This is a genomic window from Thermomicrobiales bacterium (genome assembly GCA_023954495.1).
Lineage (GTDB): Bacteria > Chloroflexota > Chloroflexia > Thermomicrobiales > CFX8 > JAMLIA01.
The window spans coordinates 68,537-85,399 of sequence record JAMLIA010000005.1 but is presented as its reverse complement, the minus strand read 5'-3'; the positions used below and the strand labels follow the sequence as shown (position 1 = coordinate 85,399).

The window sequence follows — 16,863 nt, the reverse complement described above, 5'->3', positions numbered from 1 at the left end:
GCGCCTCATCCATGCTGCTGTAAACGTGCCCCTCACCCTTCATACCATCTTTCATCACCGTCAGGTAATAAACACCCAACACCATATCCTTAGACGGCCCAACAATGGGCTGGCCATCGGCCGGCTTCAGCAGGTTCTTAGAGGCCAACATAAGTTCCTTCGCCTCTTTCACCGCCCGTTCCGACAACGGCACATGGACCGCCATCTGGTCACCGTCGAAGTCAGCATTAAACGCCGCGCAAACCAGCGGATGCAGTTGTATCGCCTTCCCTTCCACCAGGATCGGCATAAACGCCTGGATACCCAGGCGGTGCAGCGTTGGTGCCCGGTTCAACAAAATGGGGCGATCCTGAATGACTTCTTCCAGAATCTCCCACACTTCCGGAGGCTGGCGTTCGATGACCCGCTTGGCCCCCTTCACGTTGCTGGCGTATTCATATTCCACCAGCTTGCTAATCACAAAGGGGCGAAACAGCTCCAAGGCCATTGCCTTGGGCAGGCCGCATTGCCCCAACTTCAGATCCGGACCAACCACGATCACCGACCGGCCGGAGTAGTCGACACGCTTGCCGAGCAGGTTCTGGCGGAAGCGCCCCTGCTTGCCCTTCAGCATGTCAGACAGGCTCTTCAGCTTGTGCTTACCGGAACCGGAAACGACACGCCCGCGGCGACCGTTGTCGATCAGTGCATCGACGGCCTCCTGGAGCATGCGCTTCTCGTTGCGCACGATGATGTCCGGCGCACCGAGCTCAAGCAGCCGCTTCAGGCGGTTGTTGCGGTTGATCACGCGACGATACAGGTCGTTCAGGTCCGACGTCGCGAAGCGACCACCGTCGAGCTGAACCATCGGCCGCAGATCCGGCGGGATCACCGGCAACGTGGTGAAAATCATCCACTCGGGCCGGTTGCCGCTCTTGCGCAGGGCCTCGATGACGCGCAGGCGCTTGGTTGCCTTCTTGCGCTTCAGCCCACTCATGCGCTGCATTTCCTGGCGCAGGCTCGACGCAACCTCGTCGAGGTCAAGCTCGGAGACGACCGAATAGACCGCCTCTGCGCCCATGCCAGCGCGGAAGACACCCGGGGCGTCCTCCATCAGCTCACGATATTCGTTCTCGGTGATGACCTGCAGCGGCAGGATGCCACGAATACGCTTGACCAGCGCCTCCGCTTCGCTCTGCAGATCCTTGCGCTGCGCTTCGTACTGTGTCTCCAGCCGCCGAACCTGCTCGTCAGATTCAACGGAGATGCGATCAGACTCGGCCTCGGCCAGCGCCGACGCGCTCTGCGAGTCGTGCTCGGCTCGGGCGCGTGCCTCCTCGACCACCTTGTCACGAAGCTGATTCAGCGCTGAGACGCGATCGGCATTCACCGCCTCGCCTTCCTTGACGACGACATCGCCGTGGAAGGTGATATCCGACTCAGCCGATTCGTTCTCCTGCTTCTCAAGTAGCTCACGAACCGACGTCGCCTCGGCCTCGATCTCATCGAGATCGGCCTGCAGCTGCGCCTCGATCGCGCTGGTGACGTTCTCCGAGCCCTGAGTCAGGTTGGCGACTTCCGAATCGCGCTGGCCGGTCATCTCGCCAAGGCGCTCCTGCAGCTCGGCGTCGACCTCACTCAGCGCCTCTTCGAGCGCCTCATAGATGTCGGCAACGACTGCATCGCGGCGCTCAAGATCGACCTCGGTAATCAGATACGACGCGAAGTAGAGCACGCGCTCCAGGTTGCGCGGCGAGACATCCAGCAGCAGTCCGAGACGGCTCGGCGTCCCCTTGACGTACCAGATGTGGGTGACTGGCGCTGCCAGGTCGATGTGACCCATGCGCTCGCGCCGAACCTTCGACCGGGTGACCTCAACGCCGCACTTGTCGCAGACAGTGCCGGCGTGGCGGATGCGCTTGTACTTACCGCAGTAGCACTCCCAGTCACGCGTTGGGCCGAAGATTCGTTCGCAGAACAAGCCACCATGCTCCGGCTTGAGCGTGCGGTAGTTAATGGTTTCAGGCTTGGTCACCTCACCGTATGACCAGCTCCTGATATCTTGCGGCGAGGCGAGGCTGATGCGGATCGCATCGAAGTCGTTCACATCGAGCGATCGGCGCGCGTCCCCGCGGCTAGTTGTTCTCATGGTCTGCATGGTTTGGCACTCTCCATAGCGATCAGCGGACTCAGCGATGGCTCGCGGGCGACCGTCAAACGGTCGCCCACAGGGTCAGCTGACCGCTAGTCTTCCGTCCGCTCGAAGCCGCTCAGGTTGATGCGATCCAGATTCGTCAGCAAGTCGCGTGTCGAGTCTTCGGTGAAGTCGACGCGCTCCTCCTCCTCGTTGATGACATCAATCGACAAGCCAAGTGATCGGAGTTCCTTGACCAGCACCTTGAATGATTCAGGCACGCCGGCCTCGGTAATCTCGTCGCCCTTGACGATTGCCTCGTAGGTCTTGACCCGCCCGACGACGTCGTCGGACTTCACGGTCAGCATTTCCTGGAGCGTGTGCGCCGCGCCATAGGCCTCGAGCGCCCACACTTCCATCTCGCCGAAGCGCTGGCCACCGAACTGCGCCTTGCCACCGAGTGGCTGCTGTGTGACGAGCGAGTACGGTCCGGTCGAGCGCGCGTGGATCTTGTCCTCGACCAGGTGGGCGAGCTTCAGCATGTAGGTGATTCCGACCGTGACCGGGCGGTCGAACGCGTCACCAGTGCGACCGTCGAACAATGTGACCTTGCCGTCCTCCGGCAGGCCAGCCTCAACGAGCGCCGCAGTGATGTCGTCCTCGTCTGCGCCGTCAAACACCGGCGTCGCCACCCGGAAGCCGAGCGCGAACGCGGCCCAGCCGAGGTGCGTCTCCAGCACCTGGCCGATGTTCATGCGCGACGGCACACCGATCGGGTTCAGGATGATGTCGACCGGCGTTCCATCCGGCAGATACGGCATGTCCTCAACCGGCAGGATGCGCGAGATAACGCCCTTGTTGCCGTGGCGGCCCGCCATCTTGTCGCCCTCAGAGATCTTGCGCTTCTGGGCGATCATGACGCGAACCATCTCGTTCACGCCGGCCGGCAGCTCGTGCTCCATGTTGTCTTCGCGGCGGAACTGCTTGACGTCGATGACCTTGCCGTGGACGCCGTGCGGCACCCGCAGCGAGGTGTCCTTCACCTCACGCGCCTTCTCACCGAAGATCGCCCGCAGCAAGCGCTCTTCAGCCGAGAGCTCCGTCTCGCCTCGCGGCGTGACCTTGCCGACGAGGATGTCGTTCGGTCGAACCTCGGCTCCGATGCGGATGATGCCGTTCTCATCGAGATTGGACAGCGAGTCCTCACCGACGTTCGGGATATCGCGCGTGATCTCCTCCGGGCCGAGCTTCGTGTCTCGAGCCTCGGTCTCGTACTTCTCGATGTGGATCGAGGTGAACACGTCGTCGCGCACCAGGCGCTCTGACAGCAGGATGGCGTCCTCGAAGTTCCCGCCTTCCCACGGCATGTAGGCAACCAGCACGTTCTGGCCGAGAGCCAGCTCGCCGTTCTCGGTGCTCGACGAGTCCGCGATGATCTGCCCGACCTGCACGCGATCGCCGTTGCCAACGCTCGGGCGCTGGTTGATGCAGGTGTCCTGGTTCGAGCGCACAAACTTCATCAGCCGATAGACATGCTCGGAGCCGTTGTCCTCATCGATCACGATCTCCTTGGATGTGACCGAACGAACAACACCCGGTGCCTTCGCCACGACCACCTGACCCGAGTCTCGCGCCGACTGGTACTCGACGCCGGTGCCGATGATCGGAGCCGCCGGCCGCAGCAGCGGCACGGCCTGCTTCTGCATGTTGGCACCCATGAGTGCGCGGTTCGCATCGTCGTGCTCAAGGAACGGGATCAGACCGGTCGCCACCGAGAAGACCTGCTTCGGTGAAACGTCCATGTAGTCGATCTGCTCGGGACGGACCACCGGGTAATCCGTCGCCAGTCGGGAGGCCACAAGGCTCTCGATGAAATAGCCATCATCAGTCAACGGCGCGTTCGCCTGAGCGATTGTGAATTGGTCCTCTTCGTGTGCGTCGAGATACTCGATCTTGTCCGACACGAACGGCTTGACCCGGACAAACGCCAGCTCGCTGGACACGAGCTTCTTGATCGCCGCGTCGTCCAGCACCGAGCCGGCCGCCAGCTTCGAGCTACCGGCCTTCACATCGTCAGCCAGGATGCGGCCATCCAGCAGTGCAACGTTATCGTGCGGCGATCCGTCCGGGTTGCGCAGCTCGATCAGGTTGTAGACACGCCGGTATGGCGTCTCGATGAAACCGAACTCGTTGATAACCCCATAGGTCGCCAGCGAGCCGATCAGACCAATGTTCGGGCCCTCAGGCGTCTCGATCGGGCAAATCCGGCCGTAGTGCGAGTGGTGAACGTCACGCACCTCGAAACCAGCACGGTCTCTCGAGAGGCCGCCCGGACCCAGCGCCGAGAGACGACGCTTGTGCGTCAGCTCGCTCAACGGGTTGGTCTGGTCCATGAACTGCGACAGCTGCGACCCGCCGAAGAACTCACGCACCGCTGCCATCACCGGACGCGTCGTCGAGATGAGGCCGTTCGGCGTCACCTGCTCGATGTCCTGAATCGTCATGCGCTCCTTGACGCCGCGCTCCAGGCGCTGCAGTCCGGTGCGCACGTGCATCTGGATCAGCTCACCGACCGCACGAATGCGGCGATTGCCGAGATGATCGATGTCATCCGGCTCGCCCTGAGCGTTGTTCAGCCGGATCATCGTGCGGATGATCTCCAGCAGATCCTCTGGCGAGAGCACGCGGTCGTCAAGCGGCTGCTCGCGACCGAGCCTCTTGTTCAGCTTGTAACGGCCGACGCGGGCGAGGTCGTAGCGACGCGGATCGAAGAACAGGTTCTTCAACAGGTTGGCGGCGTTGTCGCGGGTCGGCGGATCGCCCGGGCGCAGCCGCTTGTATAGCTCGACCAACGCTTCCTCACGGGTCTTGGTTGGCTCGCGCTCCAGCGTTGCCGAGATGTACTGGTGATCCGGGTTGGTATCGACGTCAGCGAAGAGTGCTGCGAGCTCGTCGTCATCTTCGTAGCCGATCGCACGCAGCAGAATCGTCACCGGCATCTTGCGCTTGCGGTCGACCTTCACCGACAGCACGTCTCGGTTGGAGGATTCGAACTCCAGCCATGCGCCGCGGTTTGGGATCAGCTTGGCCTTGCAGAGGCGGCGACCGCTCGTGGCGTCCTCGTCCAGCTCGAAGTAGACACCCGGCGAGCGAACGAGCTGCGAGACGACGACACGCTCGGCACCATTAATAATGAAGGTACCGTGCGCAGTCATCATCGGGAAGTCGCCAAGGAATATATCGCTCTCCTTGATCTCCCCGGTCTCCTTGATGATGAGCCGCACGCGAATGCGCAGCGGCGCGGCGAACGTCATGTCCCGCTCGCGGCAGGTCTCTTCGTTCGCGCGTGGTTCATCAAAGGCATGCTCCAGAAAGTGGAGCTCCATCTTCTGGTTGTAGTCGGTAATCGGCGAGATCTCCTGGAGAAGCTCACCCAAGCCGTCGGTCTTGAACCACTGGAATGAATCGATTTGCACCTGAACCAGATTGGGCATCTCGATGACGGTAGGGATGCGGGCATAGGAGCGCCGATTGATTCCCATATTAGAGACGACCTGCTCGACAGGGTCGGCGATCGTCTGCGCGCTCGGAACACGTTGGGTCATGTGGTGCTCCTCTTTTCAATTGAAGGACTGGCCATGGCGATTCGCATACCGCCACACACTGGTTGGACACGCATGATGCGCTCAGGCTGACGCGGTATCAGGAGCTTTTCCTGTCACAAGGAAACACAAAAACCGGAAGGCAGACTTTCCCCCTCCCGAGGCCCATTCGGATTCGGTTTCTGTCCTCGTACGCTCAACTATATTCGTTACCGCGCGCTCACAGCCACTAGCGACCTGGTACCTTACTTGATGGTACTCAGTATGTCAAGCCAGAATTTCCGGCGCGCATCCCCAATCGCTCTCTACAATCTCCATCGGCCCGGGTCGGTTACTAACACCGCACTCTGCTGACAGAGCCTGCCCGTTCTCTAACCCGCGTGACGCCGGGCTTATTCCAACAGAGACCCGGCACCACGGCATTCCTGAATATTCCATTCGGTTTCACTTCGGCTCTATACACGCAAGAAGTGTTGACAAGAACACTCGCGCGGCTAATGCTGTATCAGCGCCCGCAATTATCTCATGCTGCCGCGTATCGCCAGCGTGACCAGTGATGGAGGGCCGTGGATTACGCCGTTCCTGATCAATCACTCGAATCAGTCATCACGTCGGCGCATGGGCGTTGACTGAAATGGAGAGGTCTGGTTGTCACATGACCGTTGACACACAGCAACAGGTTCGGATGAAGCGGCTGGCAATCGTCATCGGGCTCATCGCTGCGATGGTCGCAGCCTTGCTCATTGCTCAGCCACATTCGGCTCAAGCAGCCGACTTCACGACTCATATCTCCCTGACGAACTCGACCGGCGATGGCGTTCCGGGAGCGAAAATCCTCTATTGGCGATCCGGTAGTTGGGGAACACTCGGCTACACCGACGACACCGGTGTTCTGGCGACGTCCGTCGCGAATCAGAACTACCGGATTCGCATGGAGTACTACAAGGGTGCGGTTGATTCCGTCACCCCTGTCGACGTCACGAATTACGCCTTGACAACGCACAGTGTGCGGATCCTGAATACTGGCCATCTCGCCTATCAGGGCTGGTACCAGGGTTACGGCGCTCCGGCCTGGGTCAACCCCATGGAGCTGCTGCCCTATACCTACAGCATCTGGAACAACAGCGGCTCCGTCACGCAGAACAAATTCAATGTCACCGTCGGTGACGAAAACGTTATCGCCGTGGGTGTGCGGCTGCTCGATTCCGAGGGCAACGGTCTGTCGGGCGGAACCCTCAGCTACTACATCGGCGGCTGGCACGCCGCACCAGGCACAACCGATGCAAACGGGAATCTCGTGGTGTATCTCCCATCGGACTCACCCAGCATGAGCATGGCCATGAGCTATAACGGCACGCGCCAGCAAATGAATCGAACCGAGCTGAACGCCAGCAACTTCACTTTCCACACCGCCAAGGTCAACGTCAAGCTGGTCGATGCTGACGGCGCTGCACTCGGTGAGGGATCCGCTGCGTACTATGCAAGCGGATGGCACTCGCTCGGTTCAACGACGAACGGGGTGGTCTCTACGCAGATGCTGCCTGGATCGTACAGCTTCGCCATGTCGTACAACGGATCGCGTGAGCAGCGCGACGGCGTCGCGATCACCACACCATCAACCGATGTCGTCTTCCAGACTGGCCGTGTGACATTGCAATACTCCGATGCGGTCAGCTGGTACTTCAATGGCTGGCGAACATTTGCCAAGCCGACAATGGAATACCTGCCAGGCACAACGACGTTCTACTTTGGGCCAAACCCGAACTGCCAAATCGACTTCCCGATTGTGGCAGGTGACCATCAGGTCAAGAGCGTGATCGTCGCCAGACTTAAGAACAGCACGGGTTCGCCGCTCGAAGGCGGCAGCGCCACCGCATATGTTTCGGGCGCATGGCGCTCCGTAGGCACGACCAACGCGAACGGTGTGACGTGCGCCGCGTTCGACGGCAAGGCCGGCAACACGGCTGTTGCGATGGTCTATAACGGCACACGTCAGCAGATTTCGCAGCAACACGCCACGAATTCGATCTATCAGTTCGCAACCGCCGCCGTGACTGTTGAGCTGCGAAACAGCAATGGCAACCTGATCGACGCAGGAGCGCCATCGTATTACGCCAGCAAGTGGTGGACGCTCGATTCGACGGTGAACGGCACGACCGCTGTGCAGATGCTGCCGGGCAGCTACGCCTTCGCGATGGTCTACAACGGCACACGCGAGCAACAGAACGCCGTCCCCGTTGGCCCAGGAGCGACGACAGTGACCTTCTCAACGATTCACGTCACTGTCCGCCTGATCGACAGCCAGGGCAATGCGCTCGACGGTGGCACCGCCTCGTACTATGCGAGCGGCTGGCGAACCATCGGCGAAGTCAGTGACGGTGGAGCCACCACCGAGATGCTGAAGGGCTCGTATGCCTTCGCGATGGTCTACCTCGGCGCGCACGCGCAGCAGAACGCGGTCGTCGTTGCTGAGCCGTCAACAACGGTCGACTTCCAGACTGGAGCAGTGCACTCCGATTCTGGAAACGCTAAGAGCTTCTACGCGGCGTCGTGGAAGACGTTCGCGCAGGACATGGAGCTGCTGCCGGGCAAGTACAGCTTCTCATTTACCGATGGGCCGAACCAGCAGTTCACAATCGTCGGTGGCAGCGAGGTGAATCGCATCCACTAGCAGCCATTCAAATCGCACACGTACGCGGCCTCGTGGAGTTTCCACGGGGCCGCTGTGCGCTTGCCTGCGCTACAATCGCCGCGTCCTGGAGTTCACCCAGTGGATGGCCGCGCAACGACCGAGGGGGAATGCAGCGTGATCGACCTACGCAGTGACACGGTGACCAAGCCAACCGACGCAATGCGTCAGGCGATGGCGAATGCTGATGTTGGTGACGACCAGTATGGCGAGGATCCGACAGTCGATCGACTGGAAGCGCTCGCTGCAAAGCTACTTGGCAAAGAGGCAGCAGTTTTCGTCGCCAGCGGCACGATGGGCAACCTTTCGGCTCTCCTTGCTCATTGCGGGCGTGGCGATGAAATCATCATGGGCGATGAGTGCCATATCTTCTGGTACGAGTCGGGGGGCGCGGCCGCTCTCGGCGGCATGCCGTTCAGTCTCGTCCCGAACATGGCCAACGGAGAGCTCGACCTCGACGTGGTCCGACAACGTATCCGTGCCAAGCGCGCCGGCTATCCGCCCACTGGCGTTATCTGCATCGAAAACACGCAGAACCGCTGTGGCGGAACTATCATGCCGATCGAACATCTGGCGGAGCTGCGCGCGATCGCCGATGAAAGTGGCGTGCCGATTCATATGGACGGCGCGCGCATATTCAACGCGGCCGCCGGCAGCGATACCCCGGTTGAGCGGATCGCATCCTACGCTGACACGGTGCAGTTCTGCCTGTCGAAGGGGCTCGCGGCACCCGTAGGCTCTATCGTGGCCGGCTCAGCCGAGTTCATCGAGCGCGCGCGTGGCGCACGTAAGATCCTGGGTGGGGCAATGCGTCAGTCCGGCGTCATTGCGGCAGCCGGTGTCGTTGCACTCGACTCGATGATCGATCGCCTGCCGGACGATCACGTTCGCGCACGCCGTCTCGCTGAGGCGCTTGCGACAATCGACGGCATCAGCATCGACCTGGATGCCGTGCAAACGAACATCGTGATCTTCAAGACGGAACCGGCCATCAACCAGCTCGCGTTTGTCGAAGGCATGAAGGCGAACGGCATTCTGGTGTCGAATTACGGTACGCGTGGCGTGCGCATGGTCACTCACTATCAGATCGACGACGCGGCAATTGACGCTGCCATCGCCGCGGCAACAGCCGTCATGAGCGGTCAGGCTGTCGCCGCCTGATCGGCTAGCATGAGGGGGCATCGACGCATGGCGATCCTGCAGGACAAGCGCATTGTGCTGGGCGTAACCGGCGGGATCGCCGCGTACAAGTCGATCGATCTCGCGAGCAAGCTCGTTCAGGCTGGTGCCCGCGTCGATGTCATCCTCACCGAGTCGGCCAGGCAATTCGTCACGCCGCTGCCGTTCGAAGCGATCACCAAACGGCGCGTTCACAGCGGCGTGTTCGAAGGCTGGAGCGAAGCCGAGAAGGGGCACATATCACTAGCTGAAGAGGCCGAGCTCATCATCGTCGCCCCGGCCACAGCCAACTCAATCGCCAGGCTGGCACTTGGCCTCGCCGACGACATGCTGACGGTCACGCACCTGGCCGCAGCGCCACGCGGCACCCCGATCGTCATCGCGCCCGCGATGGAGCATCACATGTACCTCCATCCAGCCACGCAGCAGCATCTGGAGACGTTGCGCTCGCGCGGAGCGGTCGTCGTCGATCCGGATCACGGCCGGCTCGCCAGCGGGGCTATCGGCATCGGTCGGCTGCCAACCACCGAGCGGCTCATCGCCGCGATCGAAGGAGCACTCAGTCGTGGCGGGCCGCTCTGGAAGAAACGCGTCGTCGTTACCGCTGGTGCCACGCAGGAGGCCATCGACCCGATTCGGCTGCTGACCAATCGCTCATCCGGCCGCATGGGCTACGCGCTCGCCCACGCGGCGCTACAAGCGGGAGCCGACGTCACACTGATCACAACACCAACGGCCCTACCGCCGGTGATCGGCGCAACGACCGTCCCGGTTACATCTGCCATCGACATGCGCGATGCCGTCGCCACCCACGCTGCTGGCGCGGACGCGTTGATCATGGCCGCGGCTGTAGCAGACTATCGCCCTGCCAGCGTTGCCGAGGACAAGATCAAGAAGTCCGACGACGATCTCGTCATCCAGCTGGTGCGCAACCCGGACATTCTGGCGACGGTCGAGACACCCGGGACAATCCGCGTTGGATTTGCCGCCGAAACGACGAACCACGAGGCCTACGCGCGCGACAAGCTTGCGCGGAAGAATCTGGACTTCATCGTGCTGAACGATGCGCGCGCAGCAATGGGTGCGGACTCGAACGCGGTCACGCTCTTCTTCCGCGACGGTCGCAGCGAGTCACTTGGCGAAGCATCGAAGGCGGCGGTTGCCGAGCAGATCATGCAGCGCGTTGCTGACCTCGTTGTTGGAAAGCCCGACTAAGTGTCGATTCGACCACCGCGTCAAGCACGACCGCGCATTCGGCCCACAAATCAGCGCGACCTGGTGATCACGTTCGTCGCATCGGCGTTGATTGTTCTCTTTGGATTGCGGCTGCTTGCGGCGTTGCTTGGCGTCGCACCCTGGACCGCTCCGTGGTCCGTCATCGCAATTCCCACCGACATCATTGTTCTTCCTCTGGCACGCATTCCGTTCCTCGACAGCACCCTCGTGAACCGACTCACCGTCGCGGAAATCCTGGCATTCATGATCGTCGCAGGTGGGTCACTTTTCGCGCTCGCGTCGTTGTCACTGCGCCGCAGCCGCTAGCCACAAGCACGATGGTAGACTGCATCTCAGTTGGTCTGATCTGCATGCTCGAACGGTGAAAATACGAATCACTCAGAAGGGATATCGCTCTGATGATGAGAAATGTTGTTCGTGGAATTCTCGGTCTTGTCCTTGCCGCAGCAGCGACATGGCTGGCGACCTGGGTGACTGAGAAGATTTTCGGCCCTGAGGAAGAGTACGCAGGATAGCTTGCCGAGTTGACAGCCAATCGTCGCGCCCTCGCGATCGTCAACCCGTCGTCCGGGTCACAGCGCTCCGACGTGATCGTCTCGCACCTTGAGACCGAGGCGAAGCGTCAGGGTGTCGACTTGGACATTGCCTACACCACGCCGGAGATTGGCGCCCGTGAGCTGGCGAAGAAGGCTACCGACGACGTCGGTACGATCATCGCGGTTGGTGGTGATGGCACTGTTTCCGAGGTCATTGCTGGAACGCTGCGGAAAGCGGTGACGGTCGCTGTCATTCCCGGTGGTTCAACGAACATGATTGCTCGCGAGCTGGGCATTCCTCTCCAGCACCACGAAGCTGCCCGAATCGCAATTGGCGAAGGCGTGTCAACAAACATCGACATCGCGCTCGCCGGAGATCGAGTGATCGTGCACATGGCCGGTGCGGGCTTCGATGCGGCTGTCATGCGCGACACGTCCCCGCGCCTCAAGCGTCGCGTTCGGTGGGCGGCCTATTTGCCGGCGGGGGCACGCAATCTGAACTTTCCGCGCTTCGAATATAGCGGCACGATTGACGGACGACCAATTGCCGGGAAGGCGCGGCTCATCCTCACCGCGATCGGTGCCTCAATCGTGAACCCGCGCATCGTCGTCGGGAAAGGGATTGACCGCCGGGATCGGATGATCGACCTGCTCATCTTCGATCCACCGCGCCTCATGGATGTCAGCCAGGTGGTCTTCTGGACACTTGCTGGGCGACCCGAGCAGAGCCGCTGGTCGACTCATTATCGAGGGCAGAACATCTGTCTCGATTCTCCGACAGATGTGCCGTTTGAGGTTGATGGTGATTATGTCGGCAAGCTCCCGATCGAGATCTCGCTCTTTGACGAGCCCATCAACGTGCGGGTGCCAATCACCGCGATCTAGCCAACCCCAGAGATAACGACGCGGTCCCCGACTGCGATCGATCGCGACTCACCGTCCGCTAATTCACCGCGCAGGCAAATGTTCTGATGGTTCGGCATATGGGTTTCGTCGAAACCGGCGATCACACCGACAGAGGCGTCGCCGATCGTGACATCTGCATCGAGCAGAATGACGCCCGCTTCCAGAATCTCAACGAACGCCAGGAGCGCCACCCGGTCGACCTTGCCTTCCTGGCGCGCGTCTTCGTCGGTGATCATCAGCTCGTGGACCGCGCCCATTGTCACGGCTCGCGATCGATGCCCGGCGAGCGCCAGTCCCCGTGTTTCAGTGACACCGCGCAAAACGGCGACGACGCGACCCACCACTGCTGATGACGATGCATACGGATCGCCAAAAACCATCGGGCCAGACACGAAGCTACCCCCTCAGAATGAGCCATGCCGCCGGTTACGGAAAACTAAACGCTGAATCCCAGCTATCGCCGAGGACGCCGTAGTCTTCCCCATCGACGTATACATGCACGAACGCTGCGTTACCTGACTCCACCCAGAGGCTGCTGCCACCATACGTGAGCTCAGTCCCGGCCGGAAGCACGTCGTCTGCGACAACGACATCGTCGACAATCATCTGCACCCAGACATCATCAGTCACCCAGATGACAAACGTGTGGGGGCCTTCGGTGACGACACTGCCAGACCCATCGTCAGTGGACGTGTCATCGACCACCTCGGCATCGTCTGCGATGTCACTCGTATCGGTCGAGTCATCGACGACTGCCGTGGGTTCATCATCGACAGACGCAGGCCCGGATGCTTCCGGCTCCGACGTTGGTGTCGTTTCGGGCGGCGCTGTCGGGGTGGCGAGCGGCGTCGGCATCGCCTCGGTTGTCTGGACGGTGACCTGCGCCAGCAAAGACTCGGATACCGGCGTCACGGTCGCGACGGCGACTGCGGTGGGTGCAGCGGTTTCCGACGGCCGCAGGTACGCCGAGTAGATCCAGGTAAAGACAATCGCGGCCATGATGATCATGAACGCGATGATGGCGAAGTTGGGCACCCAGTGAGATCGTGCGTTATAGGTCGTCGTCGTGCCAACGACCCGCTTCGACCGCGCGACCTCGCCGCTGCGTTGCTCGAACAGCTCCACCGTTGTCAGCGGGTCGAGCCCAAGGTATTGCGCGTAGTTGCGAACTATGCCTTTGGCGTAGGTCGGTGCCGGGAGCGCTGCGAAATTCTCTGACTCCAGCGCGGCCAGATGGTGGCGACTTATGCGGGTTGCCCGCTCCGCCTCGCGGAGGGTCACACCCTTGTAGTCGCGTGCCTGTTGAAGAAGCTCTCCGAAGTTGGACATACCAGCCTTTATGAGTCATCGCGCGGCGACTCGCGTCGCACATTCAATCGCCGTGCGACGCGGAGACAATCATTCAATCACGATAGGTTGGATCATCAGGATCCGAATCGAGGCCTGCACGGTACAGGTCGTCGAGCAACGGCGTTGGCCGACTGTGGTGCGTCGTGTCGGCACGTTCCAGCCAGATGACATCATTCGCCAACCACCAACTGCCTACGCTCGTCTCACATGCAAGATCGCCCGACTCTACCATATGCTTCGCGGTCGGAGCATACTCGTTTGTGCACCAGCCAGTCGTCCCATCACCAACCGGGCGGAAGTCGCGACACGTAGCACAGCATCGCGGCATCTGCTGCTGGCGCGGTCGAGCCGGCGGTCGCGCTGACGAAGCGCCGATCTGTGGCTCGGATGCGGTCGGCGAGAATTCCTCAACAGCGGGCGGCGGCGGCTCCGACCGAGCCGGTGTTGTGCGCGGCCCGTCGATCTGTCCTGCCCACAGCATCCAGCCGGGGTCGCGCTCTTCGACTGGCGGCTCAACGTCCACTGCCCGTGAGGCGCGCTCACCCCTTGGCTCGCCGCCGCTCCCCGGCTTCGCTGTCTGAGAGAACCGCTGCGAGCGGCGCTCCTGTGCGCCAGCCTGCAGTGCGCGAACTTCGTACGTCGGCAGGGGGTCTGTGTCCTGCTGCATCATCGCCGGGCGCGGCTCAGCCGGAGGCGACTGTGTGGGGCGCGAAGGCGGCACTGATGACTGCTGCGGCTGCGGCTTTCGCATGCTCGGCTGCGACTTGCGCTCGAACGAACCGGGACTCGCGCCAAATGAGATCGAGGAGTCTGGCGAGAACGCGTCGTAGACAGGCCGATTCTGCTGCACGCTCGGCGTCTGCGGCACGACCGGCCGTCGTGGTGGCGCGGTTCGTTGCGGCTGCGGCGCGGGCCGCTGCACGTGAGATGGTCGCGGCGCTGCCGGCTGGCGCTCCGGCGCAGGAGTAAACTTCTGCTTCACCTCAGCTGACTGCTTGCGCTGTTCCTCCGGCTTCGGTGTGGGCTCCGGATCAGACTCGAGCAGCTTGCGCGCCTCGTCGGCCCGTTCGCGCTGCTGCTCGTGGCGATCGCGCTCCAGCTGCTCGACGCGTCGCCGGCGTGCCGCCCGCACATCTGAGCGGTCCGCCGTTGGGTCGAAGTCGTCTTCGCTGCCGGGCTTCTTCGTCGCCGTTTCGCGCGGCGGCGCAACGGTGATTGATTTCAGGCGGTCGGTGAACATGTCACCGTGACGTGAAGAAGTCGCCGCGTGTGGCGAGCCATCAGCGCTGGCCGGGATGTGTTGCGGATCGGGGATATGGATGTCAGGCTCTTCGCCCTCGCCGGCGAGCTCGGGGGCAAGCTCCCAAAGGTCCTGATCCCAATTGTTTCGACAGCCAAGCTCGGTCTTGCGGACCAGAACCATGTGGTGCAACTCGCGTCGAGCAGGATGATTACACCAGCCCGAACCGGCAATTCCCCCGTCCTGGAAGAATCGACACGTGCCGCACTTGCGCTTGACCATCTATGACCACCCCCAATGATCCCGCTGGCGTTAAGAAGGCACGTACGTACGCAGGGTCAGCCACGCGCATTCCCTGAGAACTGGCGTTCCTGTAGGTCACATCCCTCTGCGTTGGCAATCAGTGTAGCAGAGATATGAGTCATCTTCACTCTGTACGTACACGCAGTTTCATTCGCATGTTTTGTGTCCGAACGTGTGTTCTATTGCTTATGTCTCGGAGGGGGTGACAATGCGGCACAGAGACTGGTCAGGCTGGATGACCTTTATATTGAAGTGAGAGATAGTATAATCGCGGGCCGGGCACCCAGCGGTGCCCTTATGTCGTTGGGAGGGTCAGCGTGGAGCCAATTCATCTCGTTCGTCGTACTGCGATGCCGACAGCAAAACCCGCAGTCGAGTCCGGCGAGAAGCATTACTGCATCTGGACGATCGGTTGCCAGATGAACGAGGCAGAATCCGCCAAGGTCGAGGCGATGCTCAGTCAGGTTGGCTACCATCGGACCGAAGTTGAAGAGCAGGCTGATGTTATCGTCCTGAACTCCTGCGTCGTTCGACAGGCGGCCGAGGATAAGGTCGTCGGCAAGATCGGCTCCCTTGCCCGCGTGAAGCGCTCGAATCCCGATGTCCGCATCGCGCTCACCGGCTGCATGGTCACCGGTCAGGAGCCCAAACTCCGCGAACGCTTCCCCCATGTTGATCTCTTCTTCGGCCCGTCAGAATTCGATCGGCTGGTCGAGATCGTCCCTGAGCTCCACGAAGCCGACGCTGACCTCGCCGAACTCCCGCACTACTACCAGCCAATCGCGTCGAACCCGGGCGTTTCCGCGTTCGTGCCGATCATCTATGGCTGCAACTTCGTTTGCTCCTACTGCATCGTGCCGTACCGACGTGGCCGAGAGATCAGCCGGCCGTTCGACGAGATCGTCGACGAGGTGCGACGTCTCGCCGCACAGGGCGTTCGCGAAGTGACACTGCTCGGCCAGACCGTCAACGCCTACGGACACGATCTGCCGGACGGTCGAGACCTCGCAGACCTGCTGCGCGCCGTCGATTCGATCGATGGGATCGAGCGCTTGCGGTTCCTGACCTCGCATCCGAAGTATTTCTCGGACAAGCTGATCGAGACGATCGCTGAGTTGCCGAGTGCTTGCGAGCACGTGAATCTGCCGGTGCAGGCCGGCAACAATGAGATTCTGCGCCGGATGCGCCGCACCTACACGCAGGAGCACTATCGCGATCGCATCGCGAAGATTCGCGAGACAATCCCGGGCGTTACCCTTTCGACCGATATCATCGTCGGATTCCCGGGAGAGACGGACGAACAGTTCCAGGACACGATTGATCTGCTGCGGGACATGGACTTCGAGAAGGTCCACGTGGCGATGTACTCACCGCGACCCGGCACGCTCTCGTCCCGCTGGGAAGATGATATTCCGCACGAGGTCAAGCATGCCCGCCACCAGGCTGTGGAGCGTCTTCAGGAGGAGATCAGCGCGCGGAAGTTCCGACACATGGTCGGCGAGCATCGCGAGATTCTCGTCGATGGCTTCGCCAAGGGTCGCTGGCGTGGCCGAACGCGCGGCAACCAGCTCGTATTTTTCGAGGCATCAGGTGACTGGTTGGGCCAGCTCGTGGATGTGCGGATCACGGAAGCAACGACGTGGTATGTGCTCGCTGAGCCGGTCAAGGTACTCACGCACGCATAACGTTTATATCTGGATTGCAAGGAT

11 protein-coding genes are annotated in these 16,863 nt (G+C 61.4%); 6 read left to right on the top strand and 5 right to left on the bottom strand.

The features are described from left to right. A partial coding sequence (locus M9890_02040; protein MCO5175737.1) for a DNA-directed RNA polymerase subunit beta' occupies positions 1 to 2,128 on the bottom strand: 2,128 nt, incomplete at its 3' end. A gap of 95 nt (positions 2,129 to 2,223) precedes the next feature. Beyond that, on the bottom strand, positions 2,224 to 5,718 hold the full coding sequence (locus M9890_02035; protein MCO5175736.1) for a DNA-directed RNA polymerase subunit beta: 3,495 nt from the start codon (positions 5,716 to 5,718) through the stop codon (positions 2,224 to 2,226). 652 nt (positions 5,719 to 6,370) lie between these two features. Between M9890_02035 and M9890_02030 the strand changes: the two genes are divergently transcribed. The 5 genes from M9890_02030 to M9890_02010 all read left to right on the top strand — a co-directional run bounded on the left by M9890_02030 (position 6,371) and on the right by M9890_02010 (position 12,240). Continuing rightward, entirely contained in the window at positions 6,371 to 8,386 is a 2,016-nt protein-coding gene (locus M9890_02030; GenBank protein ID MCO5175735.1) for a hypothetical protein, read from the top strand. A gap of 135 nt (positions 8,387 to 8,521) precedes the next feature. Further along, the gene (gene ltaE, locus M9890_02025; protein ID MCO5175734.1) at positions 8,522 to 9,565 is read left to right on the top strand and encodes a low-specificity L-threonine aldolase; all 1,044 of its coding nucleotides are present in this window, start codon (positions 8,522 to 8,524) and stop codon (positions 9,563 to 9,565) included. Between the two features lie 27 nt (positions 9,566 to 9,592). Beyond that, on the top strand, positions 9,593 to 10,798 hold the full coding sequence (coaBC, locus tag M9890_02020) for a bifunctional phosphopantothenoylcysteine decarboxylase/phosphopantothenate--cysteine ligase CoaBC (GenBank protein ID MCO5175733.1): 1,206 nt from the start codon (positions 9,593 to 9,595) through the stop codon (positions 10,796 to 10,798). Then, the gene (locus M9890_02015) at positions 10,799 to 11,125 is read left to right on the top strand and encodes a hypothetical protein (protein MCO5175732.1); all 327 of its coding nucleotides are present in this window, start codon (positions 10,799 to 10,801) and stop codon (positions 11,123 to 11,125) included. It abuts the gene before it with no gap. Between the two features lie 218 nt (positions 11,126 to 11,343). Then, positions 11,344 to 12,240 carry a hypothetical protein gene (locus tag M9890_02010; protein MCO5175731.1) on the top strand — a complete coding sequence of 299 codons (897 nt, stop codon included), beginning with the start codon at positions 11,344 to 11,346 and terminating at the stop codon, positions 12,238 to 12,240. Here the strand turns inward: M9890_02010 and M9890_02005 are convergent. The 3 genes from M9890_02005 to M9890_01995 form a co-directional block, all read right to left on the bottom strand. Next, on the bottom strand, positions 12,237 to 12,653 hold the full coding sequence (locus M9890_02005; GenBank protein ID MCO5175730.1) for a hypothetical protein: 417 nt from the start codon (positions 12,651 to 12,653) through the stop codon (positions 12,237 to 12,239). The two genes, M9890_02010 and M9890_02005, sit on opposite strands and share 4 nt — an antisense overlap. 34 nt (positions 12,654 to 12,687) lie before the next feature. Then, positions 12,688 to 13,590 (bottom strand): DUF4115 domain-containing protein, encoded by a 903-nt coding sequence (locus M9890_02000; protein MCO5175729.1) that lies wholly within the window; start codon positions 13,588 to 13,590, stop codon positions 12,688 to 12,690. A gap of 73 nt (positions 13,591 to 13,663) precedes the next feature. Next, positions 13,664 to 15,034 (bottom strand): hypothetical protein, encoded by a 1,371-nt coding sequence (locus M9890_01995; protein ID MCO5175728.1) that lies wholly within the window; start codon positions 15,032 to 15,034, stop codon positions 13,664 to 13,666. Between the two features lie 437 nt (positions 15,035 to 15,471). Between M9890_01995 and miaB the strand changes: the two genes are divergently transcribed. After that, positions 15,472 to 16,839, top strand: a complete 1,368-nt coding sequence (gene miaB / locus M9890_01990; protein ID MCO5175727.1) for a tRNA (N6-isopentenyl adenosine(37)-C2)-methylthiotransferase MiaB — start codon at positions 15,472 to 15,474, stop codon at positions 16,837 to 16,839. Positions 16,840 to 16,863: the final 24 nt, after the last annotated feature.

Excerpts from the sequence above, each read along its gene's own strand:
- M9890_02030 (MCO5175735.1), top strand. The coding sequence starts at position 6,371 with ATGACCGTTGACACACAGCAACAGGTTCGGATGAAGCGGCTGGCAATC.
- M9890_02035 (MCO5175736.1), bottom strand. The coding sequence starts at position 5,718 with ATGACCCAACGTGTTCCGAGCGCGCAGACGATCGCCGACCCTGTCGAG.
- M9890_01995 (MCO5175728.1), bottom strand. The coding sequence starts at position 15,034 with ATGGTTCTGGTCCGCAAGACCGAGCTTGGCTGTCGAAACAATTGGGAT.
- coaBC (MCO5175733.1), top strand. The coding sequence starts at position 9,593 with ATGGCGATCCTGCAGGACAAGCGCATTGTGCTGGGCGTAACCGGCGGG.
- M9890_02000 (MCO5175729.1), bottom strand. The coding sequence starts at position 13,590 with ATGTCCAACTTCGGAGAGCTTCTTCAACAGGCACGCGACTACAAGGGT.